The sequence below is a fragment of the Chryseobacterium sp. C3 genome, from assembly GCF_014218905.1.
Taxonomy (GTDB): domain Bacteria; phylum Bacteroidota; class Bacteroidia; order Flavobacteriales; family Weeksellaceae; genus Chryseobacterium; species Chryseobacterium mucoviscidosis.
The window spans coordinates 204,299-221,813 of sequence record NZ_JACLCU010000006.1 but is presented as its reverse complement, the minus strand read 5'-3'; the positions used below and the strand labels follow the sequence as shown (position 1 = coordinate 221,813).

Annotated in this window: 11 protein-coding genes and 1 pseudogene; 1 reads left to right on the top strand and 11 read right to left on the bottom strand. The window is 37.2% G+C overall.

From position 1 onward, the window contains the following. Positions 1-10: 10 nt before the first annotated feature. The 6 genes from H6W53_RS15085 to H6W53_RS15060 are packed head-to-tail and all read right to left on the bottom strand — an operon-like array spanning position 11 to position 8,441. Positions 11-1,342 carry a quinol:cytochrome C oxidoreductase gene (locus H6W53_RS15085; RefSeq protein ID WP_116096603.1) on the bottom strand — a complete coding sequence of 444 codons (1,332 nt, stop codon included), beginning with the start codon at positions 1,340-1,342 and terminating at the stop codon, positions 11-13. Between the two features lie 8 nt (positions 1,343-1,350). Further along, positions 1,351-2,067, bottom strand: coding sequence for a c-type cytochrome (locus H6W53_RS15080; protein ID WP_185207951.1), 717 nt, complete (start codon positions 2,065-2,067; stop codon positions 1,351-1,353). Further along, a complete protein-coding gene (locus H6W53_RS15075) occupies positions 2,060-2,581 on the bottom strand; it encodes a DUF3341 domain-containing protein (protein WP_076393898.1) in 522 nt (173 codons plus the stop codon). The genes H6W53_RS15080 and H6W53_RS15075 overlap by 8 nt, the downstream gene beginning before the upstream one ends. Beyond that, positions 2,568-3,965, bottom strand: a complete 1,398-nt coding sequence (gene nrfD, locus H6W53_RS15070) for an NrfD/PsrC family molybdoenzyme membrane anchor subunit (protein ID WP_027381049.1) — start codon at positions 3,963-3,965, stop codon at positions 2,568-2,570. Before nrfD ends, H6W53_RS15075 begins: the two co-directional genes overlap by 14 nt. A 25-nt stretch (positions 3,966-3,990) precedes the next feature. After that, a complete protein-coding gene (locus H6W53_RS15065) occupies positions 3,991-7,053 on the bottom strand; it encodes a TAT-variant-translocated molybdopterin oxidoreductase (RefSeq protein WP_185207950.1) in 3,063 nt (1,020 codons plus the stop codon). Positions 7,054-7,076: 23 nt separating this feature from the next. Then, on the bottom strand, positions 7,077-8,441 hold the full coding sequence (locus tag H6W53_RS15060; RefSeq protein ID WP_116096607.1) for a c-type cytochrome: 1,365 nt from the start codon (positions 8,439-8,441) through the stop codon (positions 7,077-7,079). A 184-nt stretch (positions 8,442-8,625) separates the two neighbouring features. Between H6W53_RS15060 and H6W53_RS15055 the strand changes: the two genes are divergently transcribed. Then, positions 8,626-9,165: an SPOR domain-containing protein gene (locus H6W53_RS15055; RefSeq protein ID WP_185207949.1), complete on the top strand. Its 540-nt coding sequence runs from the start codon at positions 8,626-8,628 to the stop codon at positions 9,163-9,165. A 100-nt stretch (positions 9,166-9,265) separates the two neighbouring features. On the opposite strand, the gene H6W53_RS15050 is transcribed toward H6W53_RS15055, so the two are convergent. The 5 genes and pseudogenes from H6W53_RS15050 to H6W53_RS15025 form a co-directional block, all read right to left on the bottom strand. Beyond that, on the bottom strand, positions 9,266-10,540 hold the full coding sequence (locus H6W53_RS15050; protein WP_185207948.1) for a DUF6080 domain-containing protein: 1,275 nt from the start codon (positions 10,538-10,540) through the stop codon (positions 9,266-9,268). A gap of 169 nt (positions 10,541-10,709) precedes the next feature. Continuing rightward, positions 10,710-11,451, bottom strand: a pseudogene (locus tag H6W53_RS21725) (IS982 family transposase). Between the two features lie 1,146 nt (positions 11,452-12,597). Beyond that, positions 12,598-13,437 carry a T9SS type A sorting domain-containing protein gene (locus H6W53_RS15035; protein ID WP_185207945.1) on the bottom strand — a complete coding sequence of 280 codons (840 nt, stop codon included), beginning with the start codon at positions 13,435-13,437 and terminating at the stop codon, positions 12,598-12,600. Positions 13,438-13,518: 81 nt separating this feature from the next. Next, positions 13,519-15,060, bottom strand: coding sequence for a protein adenylyltransferase SelO (locus H6W53_RS15030; RefSeq protein ID WP_185207944.1), 1,542 nt, complete (start codon positions 15,058-15,060; stop codon positions 13,519-13,521). Between the two features lie 74 nt (positions 15,061-15,134). Further along, positions 15,135-17,513: a penicillin-binding protein 1A gene (locus H6W53_RS15025; RefSeq protein WP_185207941.1), complete on the bottom strand. Its 2,379-nt coding sequence runs from the start codon at positions 17,511-17,513 to the stop codon at positions 15,135-15,137. Positions 17,514-17,515 lie beyond the last annotated feature (2 nt).

The window sequence follows — 17,515 nt, the reverse complement described above, 5'->3', positions numbered from 1 at the left end:
TACAAATTCCTTAGAAAGGATATTCATAAATTTCAGATTCGTGAAGGTAAGGGTTACCTGTAGGGATCAGTTTAAGTTTAGATAATGCTGAAAGCACAGTGAACATAAATAATCCAACTACGAATAAGATTGCTCCTAAGATTAAGATAAATACTTCAGGAGTTTTCCAGTATGGTCCTACTGTTCCCGGCATTACCATGTTGAAGTAATCTAAGATGTGACCACAAATTACGACTACTGCCATTGTTGTAACCACTTTGTAGTTTCTCTTGATGCTGCTGCTCACCAATACCAATAACGGTAATAAGAAGTTTACAATAAGCATTGGCAAGAAAGTAGGAGAGTAGTGCTGGAATCTTCCGAAGAAATAGTTAACCTCTTCCGGAATGTTTGCGTACCAGTATAACATGAACTGTGCAAACCATGTATACGTCCAAAGCATACTTGTCGCGAAAAGGAATACTCCTAAATCGTGTAAGTGGTTATCATTGAACTGTGGAAGGAATCCGTTTTTCTTTAAATAAACACTTAAAAGAATAATTACCGCAATACCACTTGAAAGGCAGCTTACCATTGAATACCAGATATACATGGTAGAATACCAGTGAGGATCAATAGACATCAACCAGTCCCAAGCCCAAGCTGCAGAAGCAAAACCGAAGAATGCAATATATCCTACTGCCCATCTGTAAAGCATTTGATATTCTACTCTTGATTTTGTTTCGTCTACTTTTTTAGACTGAGCTTTCAGTTTCCAAGCGAAGAAAGAAGCACCTATTACATAGATGAAAGTTCTTACTGCATAGAAAGGGATATTTAAGAAAATTCTTTTTTCAAATAAGATCACATCGAAATGAGCAGAATTTGGGTCTGTTAATTCCGGATCCATCCAATGGAAAAGGTGACCTTGGTGTGTGATGTTTAAAATCATTAGAATGATTAGAATAGCACCACCGTAAGGAATATAAGAAGCAATAGCTTCCATTACTCTTGTAATGATAATTGGCCAACCTGCGTGTGCAGCGTGCTGAATAGAATAGAAGAATAATACGCAGCAGCTTACTCCAAAGAAAAATACAGCTACAAAATGTATTGCCGCTAAAGGCTGGTTGTGAACCTGAAGAGTAGCATGCTCAAGGTGAGCTGCATGATCCTGAGGTCCTACCATTTCACTAGAATGCGTAGGAGCTGTATGACCAGAAGCATGAACCGCCTCCATCATATGTTCTATTTTTTCAGTAGTAATTCCTTTATTCATAAAGAAACCAACAGCAAAAAGAACTAAACCTACAACAAGAAGGATTATAGAAGTTGATTTTAATTTTGGTGAAAAACTATACATTTCTTTTCTTATTTTTTAGTTTCGGTAGTCATCGTTTCAGATTTCGCAGGGGCAGCCGCTGTCGCGGCTGTTGCTGTAGCCGCCGCAGGTGCTGCAGCTCCTTTTTTGAAAGCATCCATTACATACATGGCAACTCTCCATCTGTCTCCAGCGCTAAGTTGTCCTGCATAAGATCCCATTGCGTTTCTACCGTTGGTTATTACATAATGAACAGATCCTACAGTAATATCTCTGTCTGCATAGTTGGGTACACCAGAGAATGCTCCGGACTGAACGATTGGCCCTTGTCCGTCTCCTCCTACACCGTGACAAGCTGAACAGGTTTTCTCGAAAAGGCTTTTTCCTCTTTCAAGATCTTTTGCAGCGTTTGCTGGGTTTAAAGGAGATCCTGTTACTGTTTTTGAAACATCATAACCAGCATTGTATTCATCCGGTGTTTTTGGAAGTAATCCTTCTTCGAAAACACCATCTTTATTTTGAGCTACGGATCCTTCTACAGGAGAAAGACCTGTTGCAAAATTATTTTTAACAAAAGCAGGAATTTCATTTTCATGATCTGAATAAGCATCCTGAGCTTTCATCAATGGATCGTATGCTACCGGAAAATACATATCCGGGAAATAGACCAGCGGAGTGTTCTCTTTTGGTCCGCAAGAGTTAAGTAAAACTGTTATTAAACCTAAAACTGCTGTAATTTTTAATACATTCTTTTTCATTTTAAGCATCTTTAACAGTTATTTCTTCAACTCCAGTTTCAATAAGCAACTGCTTTACAGATTCTACATCTTCAGTTACAAATTCCATTAAGAATTTATCATCCGTTGTTCTTGGATCCGGGTTTTGTGCAGGAGCTCCGGGATACATTTTGTTTCTTACCAAGAAAGTTAATGACATCATGTGTGCTGCGCAGAATACCATAAGTTCGAACATAGGTACTACGAAAGCCGGCATATTGTGAGCCCAGTCGAAAGCTGGTTTACCCCCAATGTTCTGAGGCCAGTCGTGGTTCATTACATACCATGTAAGAGTAGCACCGATTGTAACTCCATAACAAGCGTAGATAAAAGCGGCATCAGAAATTCTTGTTTTCTTTAACCCTAAAGCTTTATCTAGTCCGTGAACCGGAAACGGAGTATACACTTCGTTTATTTTGATTCCTTTATCGTTGAATGCTTTAACGCCGTTCATTAAATCGTCGTCGTCCGCATAAAGTCCGTATACAATTTTAGTGGTGCTCATCTCCTTCTTTTGCTTTATAAGTTTCACCTGAGATTTTCAAAATCGATTTTAATTCAGCCTGTGCAATTACAGGGAATGTTCTTGCGTATAATAAGAATAATACAGAGAAGAACCCGATTGTTCCTAAATATACTCCCACATCAATGATTGTTGGCTTAAACATCGTCCAAGAACCAGGCAAGTAATCTCTTGAAAGGTTGATAACGATGATGTCGAAACGCTCAAACCACATACCGATGTTGATAATTAACGCAACAATGAATGTCCAGATAATATTCGTTCTTAGTCTCTTGAACCAGAAAGAAGCAGGAACAACAAGGTTACAGATAATTAGTGACCAGAAAGCCCACCAGTAAGGTCCAACAGCAGCACCAGGAGAAAGATATGTGAAATCTTCAAATCTTGATCCTGAGTACCATCCGATAAAATATTCAGTTGCGTAAGCTACAGTTACCATACCACCTGTTAAGATGATTACGATGTTCATAATTTCGATATGATACATAGTAATGTAATCTTCAAGGTGACATACTTTTCTTGCAACTAACAATAACGTCTGTACCATTGCGAATCCTGAGAAGATCGCACCGGCAACGAAGTAAGGAGGGTAAATTGTGGAGTGCCATCCTTTAATAACCGAAGTTGCGAAGTCAAAAGATACGGTAGTGTGTACAGAGAATACAAGAGGAGTTGCTAAACCTGCAAGAACCAAAGATAGTTCTTCGAATCTTTGCCAGTGTTTTGCTTTACCACCCCAACCGAATGCAAGGAATGTATAAATTTTCTTAGTCCAAGGTGTCTTCGCTCTGTCTCTGATCATTGCAAAGTCAGGGATCAATCCCATGAACCAGAATACTGTTGATACCGAGAAATACGTAGAGATCGCAAATACGTCCCAAAGTAGAGGAGAGTTGAAGTTCCCCCAAAGAGAACCGAACTGGTTTGGTAAAGGGAATACCCAATAACCTACCCAAACTCTACCCATGTGGATAACCGGGAAGATTGCCGCCTGTACAACCGCAAAGATCGTCATCGCCTCTGCAGATCTGTTTACAGACATTCTCCATCTCTGTCTAAATAATAATAATACCGCTGAGATTAGGGTTCCGGCGTGACCGATACCAACCCACCATACGAAGTTAGTAATATCCCATCCCCAGTTAATAGTTCTGTTTAGTCCCCATGCTCCAATACCTGTTCCGATAGTGTAAGCGATACATCCGAATCCATAGATGAATAGAACTAAGGCTGCATATAATGAAATCCACCATAATTTACCTGCTCTTTCTTCGATAGGTCGTGCAATATCTTCCGTGATATCGTGATAAGTTTTGTGACCAATAATTAGAGGTTCCCTTATCGGAGCTTCGTAATGTCCTGACATTTTTTACCTATTTATTATTTAAACTTTATTTTTCTACTCTGTTTCTTACTTTAGTGTGATAGAACACATTTGGTTTTGTTCCGATCTCCTCTAGTAAATAATATCTTCTGTTTGAAGCATATTGCTTTCTCACTTCAGATTCTTTGTCATTCATATCTCCGAACTTGATTGAACCTGTAGAACAAGCTTTAGAACAAGCTGTCTGGAACTCTCCGTCCTTCACGATTCTATTCTCTTTTTTAGCTTCAAGAATAGTAGTCTGAGTCATTTGGATACACATAGAACATTTCTCCATAACCCCTCTCGTTCTTACCACAACATCCGGGTTCAGAACCATTCTTCCAAGATCGTTATTCATGTTGAAATCGAACTTGTCATTCAGGTTATAAGTAAACCAGTTGAAACGTCTTACTTTATAAGGACAGTTGTTTGCACAATATCTTGTACCGATACATCTGTTATAAGCCATGTGGTTTTGTCCCTGCTTACCGTGTGAAGTTGCAGCTACCGGACATACTGTTTCACAAGGTGCGTGGTTACAGTGCTGACACATTACAGGCTGGAAGATTACATCCGGATTGTCAGCCGGGTGATTCAATGCACCACCTTCTTTGTTGAACGCTGTTCCGTATAATTCAGGAACTGCCATTCCTTCTTTTAATCCTTCATAAACTTCTACCTTCTGTCTTGATGAATAGTAACGGTCAATTCTTAACCAGTACATATCTCTCGACATTCTCATTTCTTCTTTTCCTACAACAGGAACGTTGTTTTCTGCCTGACAAGCAATGATACATGCTCCACAACCAGTACAAGAATTCAGGTCAATCGATAAGTTGAAGTGAGGACCATCGGTGTCATCAAAAGCATCCCAAAGGTCAATTTTCCTTGCCGGAAGAGCTCCGCTGATGGTGTGATACTCCAAAGGTTTGTTCCATCCGTCGTGTTCATCATCAAAAGCTACATTTAAGAAATCTGCCAAAGGAACTTCTTTAGCAATTTCGTAACGTCCCATTAATGTATTCTGAAGCTGGATACCTGCGAATTCATGATCTTCTCCTGTTTTTTCGATTTTAACATTAGAAACAACTAAGTTAGAACCATCAAATAGAGGATAAGCATTTACACCGGTATCTGCTGTTGCTCCTGAGTTTTTCTTGCCGTATCCAAGCGCAAGACCTACTGATCCGTCTGCTTGTCCCGGTTGTACGAATACAGGAACATCTTTTATTGTTACTCCGTTTACAGTAAGGTTTACAAGAGAACCATCTAACTGCATTCTTGCGTTAAGATCGTTATCAATACCCAATCTTTCTGCGTCTTTCGGAGACATTGTTAAGTAGTTATCCCAAGACATTCTTGTAATTGGATCCGGTAATTCCTGCAACCAAGGATTGTTTGCCTGAGTTCCGTCTCCCATTGCTGTCTTCGTATACAATACCAATTCTAGATCTGAAGCTTTGAAACCTCCTAATTCAGCAATAGCCTGTGCTCCGTTTCCTCCTGCGTACGATAATGTTGTCGCATTTGAAGAAGCATTGATACCGTTATATAAAGCTTTGTTGAAAGAAGTTGCTCCTAAGATAGAAGTAGCATTTGCTTTTAAATAATCATAATAATTATTAGCAGCATTGTTTTTACCGTTTTTCCAAACCAATAAAGATTCTTCAATCTGTCTTGATTTGTAGATTTTCTGGATCGTAGGCTGCATTAATGAATATACTCCTGTCTGTGGTTCGATATCTCCCCAAGATTCCAGCCAGTTGGCTACAGGAATTACAGCTTTCGCTGCTTTGTACATTTCATTTTTCTTATCTGCAACAGCAATTACGTAAGGAACTTTAGATAATGATTTTTTGAAATCTTCTCCTTTGTGGTAAGAGTAAATAGGATCTACATTGTTAGCGATCAATACTCCAACCTGTCCTCCGTTCACCCATCCAAGGAATTCCTCGAATCTTGCTTTGTCAAAATCTTTTAAGAAGTTTGCTTTCCCTGTGAAAGCTACTGATCCTAATTTTTGGTTAATTAAGTGCGCTAAAACCTGAGCTCCTTTAGAACCATCAGCGAAAACAACTGCTTTGCTTCCTTTTGCCAATAATTCTTTTGCGATTTCAGATGCAGCTTTGTCAGAAGTACCACCACCAACGATTGCGTTGTAAACTTCAACTAAAGTTTTGTTTACCTGGCTTGGTTTCAGTCTGATTCTTGAATCTGCGTTTGCTCCCGTCAAAGACATATTGGATTCAACCTGAATGTGTCTCAACATATTTTTTCCCGGAGTTCTTGCCACTGCGTAAGAAGATTCTAAACCTCCCGCGTTGTAGTCTCCTAAGAAATCAGCCTGGAATGCAACCACCAATTCAGTTCCTTTAAGGTCGTAAACTGGTAATGCTCTTGTTCCGAAAACTTCCTGAGCTGCGTCTAATGCTGCAGCATAAGGATAAGCATCATAGGTTACTAATTCTGCTGTAGGATATTTAGCTTTAAATTCAGCAAATAATTTTTTGAAAGTAGGGGATGCAAAAGAATGAGATAGTAAAACAATTCTTTTACCTGCTGCTTTAGCCTCATCCAGTCCTTTGATAACGAAGCTGTCTACTTTGTCGAAAGTTTCGTCTTTTCCTTCAAATTTAGGCTGCTTTACTTTATCATTATCATAAAGAGAAAGTACACTTGCCTGAGCTCTTGCATTCGTTTTACCTAAATCTCCTGCTACTGGGTTTGGTTCAATTTTGATAGGTCTTCCTTCTCTTGTTTTTACCAATACGCTTGCGAAATCGAAACCGTCGAAATACGTTGAAGCGTAATAGTTTGGAATCCCCGGAATGATTTCATGCGGCTTTACCACATAAGGAATCGTTTTGATTACCGGAGCTTCACAGGCAGCCAGTGTTACTGCTGCAGTAGAGAAACCTAATAGTTTTAAGAAATCTCTTCTTGAAGTAGCAGAACCGTTTTTTTCCGCATCATCAAGGAAATCTTCTACCGGAATTTCTTCCTGGAACTCTTTCTGAGCCAGCTTATTGTTTAAAGCTGGATCTTTAAGTTCGTGAATACTTCTGAATTGTATTTTGTTTGAAGCCATTTGATACTTCTAATTTTTAGTTATTAATAATGACATTTACCACACTCAAGACCTCCAATAGCATCTACCGTAATCTTACCACCATCTTTAGGGTACTGTTTTTTCAACTTGTCGTGTAGATTCTTGAAGTATTCTTTATTATAACCGTTGTTCATGTCAACTTCTGTAGTTCTGTGACACTCGATACACCATCCCATTGTAAAGTCGTTAGCCATCTGAACAACATTCATTGTATCGATTTTTCCGTGACAAGCTTTACATACAACATCAATTTTGTTGTTAGGGTTCTTTTTGTTGAAAGAATTGATGATCGCCTGTTCACCTGCTACAACGTGCTGTGCGTGGTTGAAGTATACAAAGTCTGGCATGTTGTGGATTCTTGTCCATTCAACCGGCTGAGTTTTTCCTGTGTACTGTTGTTTTTCAGGATCCCAACCTGTAGCGGCATAGATTTTCTTGATCTCTCCGTCATAGAAAGCCTTATCTTTTCCTGGCTCCATGTAGTGATCTGCGTTGTATTCAGAAATTGTTCTGTGGCAGTTCATACAAACGTTCATCGAAGGGATTTCAGATACTTTACCGTATTTGGCACTGGAGTGACACAACTGACAGTCGATTTTCTGTTCTCCAGCGTGGATTTTATGGGAGAAATAAATAGGCTGTTCCGGCTTATATCCTTTGTAAACCCCGATCCACATGATCCAGTTCCAGATTCCGTAAGTTGCCAGAAGTGCAAGGATTGCGATTAATCCCTTTCCTACATAGTGATATTTTGCATAGATTTCGCTGAAAGATTTTACCCTTGTTTCGTTAAGACCGGCTAAGTCGTCTGACTGACCCAATTTTACCAATTGTCTTAATTTTACCAGGATCCAAACCAATAGCGCTGCGATTGCTAAAAGTGAAATGATTACTACGCTTGTTGTAGTGTTGTTTGCAGGAGCAGCCTGATCAGTTGTTGCTGCTGTTGCTTTTGCATCATCCTTTTTAGGCTCTTCAGCCGGAGGATTTGAGGTGTATGCCAAGATATCGTTGATATCTTTTTCTGAAAGTTTCCCTTCAAAAACCTGCATTGCCGCTTTTCCGTTGGCTTCGTATACTTCGTTGGCATACTTGTCTCCGGAAGCTCTAAGTTTTTCATTGTTGGTTATCCATTTTTGAAACCAGTCAATGTCTAGATTTTGATCTTTTTTCAGTCTTTCAACTACTCCTCCAAGAGCAGGACCTACAAGTTTCTTGTCTAGTGCGTGACATGCAGTACAATTCGCTTTGAAAAGCTTCTCACCATTCTTAGGATCGCCGTCCTGCCCGTAAATTGAAGCACTGGTCGATAGCAATAAGCCTATTGCGATCAACGTCTGTCTATAATGCTTTCTCCAACTAATCATTTAAATTATCTTATGTTAGTAAATATTGAACATTCAATCAATCCCGCAAAAATAATATTTTTAACAGGAATTTAACGGTATATGGAAAGGGGAAAATGTCATTTCCGTTTAATTTGTAATTATTCTAAATAACTGAATTTGGTATAATTTTTTAATTTGTATAAATTTGCGCAAACAAGTTTAAATGAAAAATTTAATCAAAATAATTTCGATGCTTTCTGTGCTTGCATTTTATAGTGTTGATGCACAACAAGTTGTAAGGAAAGATACTTTGGCGGGAACAGAACTTACCATGACGATGGATTCTAAGGTGAATGCGGCTCTGGAAAGCATAGAGGATAAGTGTTCCAAAACAACTTTGGCAACTTCTTCAAGGGAAGATGACGAAGATTACAGCCCTTCAAAACCAACTAAAATTTATGTTCCGAACAGGGAACTTACCAACGCTGAGATATGCAGAAAAAATCCAAGAATTTTAGGGTATAAAATTCAGATTACAACAGTAAAAAGTAATGAGGAAGCCAATGAGGTAAAGGCTTATTTCAGAAAAAGATTTCCTAACCTGAAAGTGGAAACGGATGCTTCTTTAAGACCGAATTATAAAATTTTAGCGGGGAGTTATTTCACAAAACAAAGTGCGGCTTCTGATCTTTCTAAAGTGAGAGAATATTTTAAATCTGCACTTGCAGTACAGTACAGAATTTTCTGTGCGGAAGCAAAATAGTAAAAATTATTTAGCATAAAGTAAAAAGCTGGGAAAAATTATTTCTCAGCTTTTTTTTATTGATTTTGAATTTTAATTTTTCAAAATAAAAAGTAAAATTTTAATAAAATTTATTTAAAAACCAAAAGAATTCATTCATCCTTAAATAATTATTTGTGATGATATAAGCAAATAAAATGACGAAGATTACCGTTAAAAAAGATAGAATTTTTGGTGATTGCCTGTAGTAATGAAATAGCCATCCTAATAACAGTGGATACACAAAAACAAAATGACCTCCGTAGATGTATGAAGTGTGAAGTCCGAATCTCATAACGCAGTGAATGATAACATCAAACAGGAATGAAATCATTAAAACCTGAACGAGTTTGTTTCTGAAATTTTTAAAATAACTCCAACAAATCAAGGTGAGTAAAACGACAATAAAAATATAAGGAATCCATGATGAATAAACGGTCATTATGATCCCTTTGTAGTGGTAACCGCTCATATTATGCTTATCGCGGATCAGAAAATTTGAAAAAAGTATATTTCCCCCGAAAAAGTACGAAAGGATCATATCCCATGTAGGAGTAGAATTTACATTGGAGAATTTTTCGTACTGTTCATTGGTTTTGCTGAATATATTCTGATATTTAAAATCGATTCGGTTTAAGTATAATAAAACAAAACAGACGCAGGTAAAAAGTCCTCTGAAAACCGCATTCCCAAATTTTTTCCAATCCTTAAAAAGTCCTTTCTCAAAAGCTACCGGAATGAATACTTTTACAATATTCGTTACCGTTAAACCTCCGATCGTAACTCCTGAAAAAGCTAACGCTAAAGCCGGAATTTTCTCCTCTTTCTTTAATTTTATAGCTGAATAATGATGAAAGAGAGTCAGGAAAAATAAAGTGTAAGTAAAATTTTCCGGAGTGAAAGAAAGAAGTATATTCGTTGAAAAGGCTCCGAAAAACAGAATTAGTAAGAGGCTTAAAATTAATGGAAGTCCAATAATGTTTTTAAGATATTTAAACACCTGAAGAACGCTTAAACTTACGGCAAGATTACTCAGCCAGGCTAAAGCGAAACGGAAATTTCCATCCATTTTTCCGTTGGAGAAAAGTAAAGCCAGTTCCCGGATCCAGTTGAAAAAATAATAGGAGAGAGGGTGTCTTTCAAAACTTCCGCCGGTCATCACAATAGATTTATTATCGAAGCTGAAATACGCATCCCAAGGAATTCTTCCGTCAAAAATAATTTTATGATGAATGGCAATGTGTGATCCCATATATCCGTATGCAACGAGAAAGAAAAGAAAAACAATAAGTTCAATTCCCGTCGACGGAAAAAGCAATTTGAAAAAATGGATAAATTTTGTTTTGAATTTTGACACCTGCAAAAACTTTCTGCAAAAGTAAAATAAAACAATTCGTTTTCATAACTGAGGCAAATGTTTTATGTACTATTTGAGTGTTGAGTGTGTTTGATAATGTAATATTTGTTTATAACTTAACGTGAACTCGACGCTAAAATATTGAATTATATTTAGTTGTCCTTGCCATCTATGCATTTATCCAGTTCGGGAAATTTACCGATGGTTTTTCCGAATAAAAACAATAGGCGCATATGGCAGAGATCATAGGGGTTAAAGCATTATCTGGATTTCGGTGTCTGGAATGCTCCAGATCAAAGACGGAAGTAAAAATATCGTTCACACTTTCTATTAAAGGACGTTTGAGAAGCATATAACGCTCATTGAGCAGCATCAGCTTTGCTTTGGCTTTGCTTTTTGATTTGGTAATAATTTTCAGTCCCTGCTGAAAGAAATCTTCCCATAAAGCAGTATTGTAACCTTTATCCCCAAAACAAAGACCTTTTACTTTCCCTAAAATGCGTTTCAGAAGGCTGTGGTTATTATCCGCTACATTTCCGGGAGAGATCAAAATCCAGTATTTCCCCTTTTTCATTAATAACCAGATGGACTTTAAAACCATAGAACCATCCGGTAGAGGACTTGCCCCGTGCCGCCCTGCCTTTGAATACTTTATGCTGATGGATGCGGCGGTTATGACAGACAACGATCTTTTTTGAATCAATGAAACTTATTCCCGTTTGCAGACTAAGGGAACACAGGACTTTGGCAAAAATAAACAGAGGAAGGGAAACACAGGACAGGACTTCGGTAAAACGGTTATAGCTTAAAAGCTTTGGAAAATAAGAGCTTAACTCATTGGCGACAAACTGACAGTAGAAATATTCAAAACATTTGTATCCTGAGTAATGGTAATAAATCACAAGGGTCATTATTTCACTCTCGCTCATTTTACAGCAAGGCTTCTGATAGCCACCATAAATTGTCTTGTCTTCGAAGATTTTTGAAAACACTTCGCTTTCAATTTCTTTACACAGGTCATCAGCTTTGATGAAGATTTTTATCAATAGATTTTCGTCAAAAAGCATATCTTTGTTTTTCATGAGGTGTTTTAGTATTTGTGCAATTCTAAAATATTAATTTTAGACATTAAGCACCTCATGTTTTTCTCCGAATTCACGTTAAATTTAAAGGCAAAGACAGGAAATCGATTTCGATAAGAAAGCCGAGCTGAATTATATTAAAATAATTTTGAGAAAAATTTCAGTAAACGTTTTTAAAAGCAAAAAGTTCTTACAGTAAGACTGATGAGAATACTACTTTCGCGCGCATAAAACAAAATTTTACGGATTCAATTAAAATCAAAAAAATGTGGTTATATAGAACAAGCAGCCTAAAATCGTTCATGATGCACTAATTTCAGTGGAGGATCAATTTATTGCAAATTATAAGATTTATCAGAAGCCCAATGAGTTTAGTCCTTATATAACAGGGATTTTAAAAATTTTAAGATTAAAATAATAGCTGAGATAGAATAAACTACTGTCGATATAAGGTTAGGTACGTCAAGAGAATTGTAAATTGCTGAAAAAGAAGGATATGATTTCGTTTTGTAAAATAAAAAAATCTTCGACAAAAATCGAGATATCGTTATCAGGCAAAATATAATATTTTAGATATTACAAACTTGAAGAAGATTTTTGCTTCTGTCCAGTGGGACAAAGAATGGAGAAAATGCACCTAAGAACATTGAGCACCAAAAGAAGTTGTCCCCAGGTAACTGTCATATTATCATGCGAAAAAACGCAAAAGATGTCTCCAATTAGAAGGATTATACAGAAGAAGGAAGTGTAGCAAAACTATTATTTGAAGCAGTGGTTTTAAGCGATTTATGCTCAGTGGTCTGGAAAAAAAGTAGAATTGGAGTTTGGGTTGTATGCTTATCCTATAATTTGAGAAAGAAGATTGTCTGAAAAAATAACTTTTTTCTTTTTCTAAAACAACAGGAAATTTTGCGTATTAAAAATCCGCCTCAGATTTTGTTGTGAGGCGGATTCTGTGTATTACATTTTATGATGTTATTCTTTTATAATTTTTTTTGCAACAGAAGTTCCATCTAAAAAATCAATAGCAATAAAATAGTTGCCTTTTTTCAAATCGCTAAGATCTGCTCTTTCAGGATTTAAAATAAGAATTTGTTTTCCAGAAAGATCGTACACGCTTAAAAGTTTTATTTTTTTATCCGTCTTGATAAAAATCTCGCCTTTTGTGGGGTTGGGGTAAAGATAAGCTTTAGGTTTGGTTTCTACTTCATTAGTTGAAAGAACAGCAGCCAATACTTGTACATCGTCAATTGATACAGCATCTGCATCGTTACCTGTATACTGAAATCTTATTTGAACATTTGATTGTCCAATATATGAAGATAAACTTTTTTGTACAGCAACTGTATTGTACAAATCTGTATCTGGATCTGCATCCCCATCATCTGTAAACCCCGGCTCTGTGTCCTCATTCCAAATAGTAGTCCAAGTGCTTCCATTTGTAGAAACTTGTACCAATAAATTACCGGCATTTTGATTGATCATATAAGACCAACCAACTTTTACATTAAATTTCAGTGCAGGATTTGAGGCCGTTGCTAGGCTAAAGGCAGGACTTGTTAGATTGGCGGTGTTAGATGATGCAATCCAGTTTATACAAGCAGATTTAGTACCTGTAATTTTAAAAGTTGTTTCTAATGCGGAGCCAGAAGTGAAATTTACATTTGTAAAATCCCATGGTCTTGAGCTATTCGTGTTTGATCTTGTCCACCCAGTTGGAGGGAATGTCGTTCCTTCAAATGATTCTGATAAAAGTGTTTGTGAATTTATTATAATACCAAAAAGTAAAAAAGATAAAAGTAAAGTTTTTTTCATGATCAAAATTTTTATCAAATATACATATAAAATTATTATTTGATAAAAATTTAACATTTTAAATGGTTTTTCTATTTAAAATTACGAACTGCACGAAAGCGTTGAACATCCCGATACATCATCATAATCTGAAGGTCTTTTTGCTGAAAATTCCGGATAAATGGTGTGATAAGGATTTTCTAAAGCGTGGGTCAGTTTTGTAAGCAAATCGGTTTTACCGTTATTAATTTCTTCAATACATTGGTACAGCAGATAATTCCTAAGAATAAATTTAGGGTTGGTTTTATGCATTATTTCCAAAGATTTTTCTCTTGAAATAATATTTTTTTCTAGTCTTGACTGATAAGCTTTCATAAAATCTTCTAGTTTTGAAAGATTCTCATCATTTAAAAATGTGTAAGAAACGTGTTCAAATTGCTGTCTGAGATCTTTCTGGTCATCATATTTTTCGAGTTCGTTGAAAAATAAGGTATAATCTAATTGAAGATCCTGCATCAGACTTTGCCATGTGGTAAAGAATTTTTCATCGCTTGTTAGTAACTGATCAAAGCCGAATTTTCTGCACAGCATTCTGTCGTGCGATTCCCAGAAATAGCTTCCGTAATCATTTAAAACATCTTCCAGAAACTTTTCATCTTTAATTAAAGGATGAAGTGCGTTTGCCAGTTGCCATAGGTTCCATTGGGAAATCTGTCCCTGTTTTCCGAAGGCATATCTTCTTCCGGGAAGATCGGTGGTATTCGGGGTGAAATTTAAATCGTATTCATCCATCATCGAATAAGGTCCGTAATCGATCGTTAAACCTAAAATCGACATATTATCTGTGTTCATTACCCCATGAACAAATCCTACACGATACCATTCTACCATAAGATCGGCAGTTCTCCTGCAAACATTTTCGAAGAAATCTTTGTACTTCTGAATTCCTTCCGAAGAAATTTCTTTGAAATAATGATGAATGGTATAATCTGCAAGTTCCTGCAATGTTTTGTATTCCTGTTGGGCAGACATCAATTCAAAATGACCGAAACGTAGGAAGCTTTCTGCAATTCTGATGACCACAGCTCCTTTTTCCAGTTCCGGATTTCCGCTGTACATGATATCTCTTACGACGTCTTCTCCGGTAAATGCTAAACTCAATGCTCTGGTTGTAGGAACTCCTAAATGAAACATCGCTTCGCTCATCAGATATTCACGAACAGACGACCTTAATACGGCTCTTCCATCTGCGTGTCTGGAATAAGGCGTTGCTCCGGCTCCTTTCCACTGTATTTCGTTTTTCTTTCCTGAATTGTTTTCAATTTCTCCGGCAAGAATGGCTCTTCCGTCGCCTAATTGTCCAGCCCAGTTTCCGAACTGATGTCCTGCATAAGCAGTGGAGTAGGTTTTGATATTTTCGGGAAGATGTGTTGCTGCCAAAAAATTAAGATCTTTTTCTTCAAGCACTCCAAGTCCGATTTCTTCTGAAAGTTTTTCGTTAAAAGCAATTAACTCTGGATGATCAAAACCAACCGGCTGAACAGTGGAAAATAAAACCTTCGGAGTATTTCTCTGTAGGGTATTGCCGGAAAAATCTCCGGGAAACTTTTTTATAAAGGGTTGTTGTATGTTTTCAAGATTCATAATTCAAAGGTATTAATTAAAAAGAAAAGACCTTCCAAATGATTGAAAGGTCTTGTATATTTCTAAAAAAGAATTTATTTATTATTGAAGTCTATATCTTCCCCTGTATTTAGGTTTTCGTTTACATTTTCTTCTTTTTTACCGGATGTTTTTGGTCCGCTTGGATCTGCCGGTTTCGGATTTTTGATCTCATCAAGCGTCTGTAATCCGCCATCATCTCCGTAACCTGCGCCTAATCCTTTAAGATTTGAACAGCCGTCTTTCCACTCCGAAGGTTTCACGAATTTATCATCCGGAGAAATTTTTAAGCTTTTATCTGCCCAGACTTTCTTCATGTAGATTGCCCAGATCGGTAATGCCATTTTAGCTCCCTGTCCTTCTCCTGTTCCGTAGAAGTGGGTGGCTCTGTCTTCCCATCCAACCCATGCTCCGGTTGCCAGTTTCGGTACAATTCCCATAAACCAACCGTCTGAGTTGTTCTGGGTTGTTCCTGTTTTACCTGCAATTTCGATATCTTTTGAAATTCCTTTTCTTCCCAGTTCTCCGGAAGCCGTTCCGTATTGTGCTACACCTTTCATCAGTTCAATCATGGTATAAGCGTACAGCGGATTCATCACTTCTTTAGGTTCTACATTTACTTCCTTAATTACGCGGCTGTTGGCATCTTCAATTCTCCAGATCATTTCCGGTTTGTTGTAGTTACCGTAGTTAGCAAACGTACTGTAAGCTCCTACCATTTCGTAGATGGTAATATCCGAAGCTCCTAAAGCCATTGGTAAGCTTGTTGAGATTTCTTCTGTTACTCCCAAATCTCTTGCCGTCTGAATTACACTTTGTGTTCCCGTCATTTCGGCAAGACGAAGCGCAACAGGGTTTTGTGAGTGCGCCAATGCATCTTTTAAAGTAAGCATTCCGCCTCTTCCCGGAACGTGATAAGTTCCTTTGTTAAAGCTTGCATTAGATATCGTAGAACAAGGGGTTAAACCTAGTTTCATAATCGCAGTTGCATAAACGAAAGGCTTAAATGTTGAACCTACCTGTCTTTTACCCTGCTTAATGTGGTCATATTGGAAATGCTGCCAATCGATTCCTCCAACCCATGCTTTAATTTCTCCAGTTCCCGGAATCACAGACATCAATCCTGCCTGAGCAACTTTCTTGTGCCATCTGATAGAATCCCAAGGAGACATTTCTACTTCTTCTTCTCCAGCCCATGTAAATCTTGAGGTTTTAACAGGTTTTTTAAATTCCATTAAAATAGAATCTTCCGGCATTCCGTCTGCTTTAAGAAGTTTGTAGCGTCCTGTTCTTCTCATTGCCTGAAGCATCAGATCATTCACCTGTTTATCATTCAGGTAATAAAATGGCCAGTTTTTTCTTCCTCTCTGTTCGGCGTCAAATCTTTTCTGAAGATCCGTTAAATGCTCTCTGATTGCATCTTCTGCATATTTCTGCATTCTGGAATCAAGAGTTACATATATTTTTAAACCGTCTTTATAAAGATTTAATTTTTTACCGGTTTCTTTTTCGTAATCGTCAAGATATTTGTCGATTTCTTTTTTCAGATAAAACTTATAATATGCGGAATAGCCTTCTGTAATATTACTTATAGGATGAAAATCAACTGTAATTGGCGTTGCTGTAGCTTTATCAAAGGTTGCCTGATCGATATATCCTGTTTTCAGCATTTGATCCAAAACAACATCTCTTCTTGTTTTTGCTCTTTCAGGATTTCTGTATGGATTATTTTTTCTTGGATTTTCAAGCATGGCAACAAATGTTGCTGCCTCCGGTAAAGTAAGCTCAGAAGTTTTTTTATTAAAATAAATCTTCGAAGCCATTTCAATTCCGTTAGCATTAAATAAGAAATCAAACTTATTGAAATACAGTGTTATGATTTCTTCTTTCGTATATCTTTTTTCAAGACTTACGGCAACAACCCATTCTTTTAATTTCTGGAATGCTCTTTCAATTCTGTTTTGAGAAGCATTTCCGGTGAAAAGTAATTTTGCAAGCTGTTGGGTTATTGTGGATCCACCGCCTCTTTTACCTCCATAAGCTACCGCTCTTACAACTGATTGTAAATCAATTCCTGAGTGTTCTTTAAAACGTTCGTCCTCTTTTGCCTGTAAAGCATAGATTAAGTAAGGCGGGAGATCTTTATAAATGATAGGCTGTGTTTTCTCTTTTTCAAATTTACCCAAAAGAACTCCGTCTGAAGAGTAGATTTGTGAGGCAACATAAATATCCGGATTTTCAAGCTCTTTTACATCCGGCATTTCTCCTACGAAACCTTGCGATACGGCAAAGAATAGCCCTGAAATTCCTAAAACCAAAGCAAAGAATCCGATCCAGATAAATTTAACCCACCTTTTCCAGGCAGTGTCTTTCTTTTTAGGAGGAAGAGGGAAGGTTTTCCCTTTGTTCCCAGTATTTTGTTTGTTCACTTCCATTG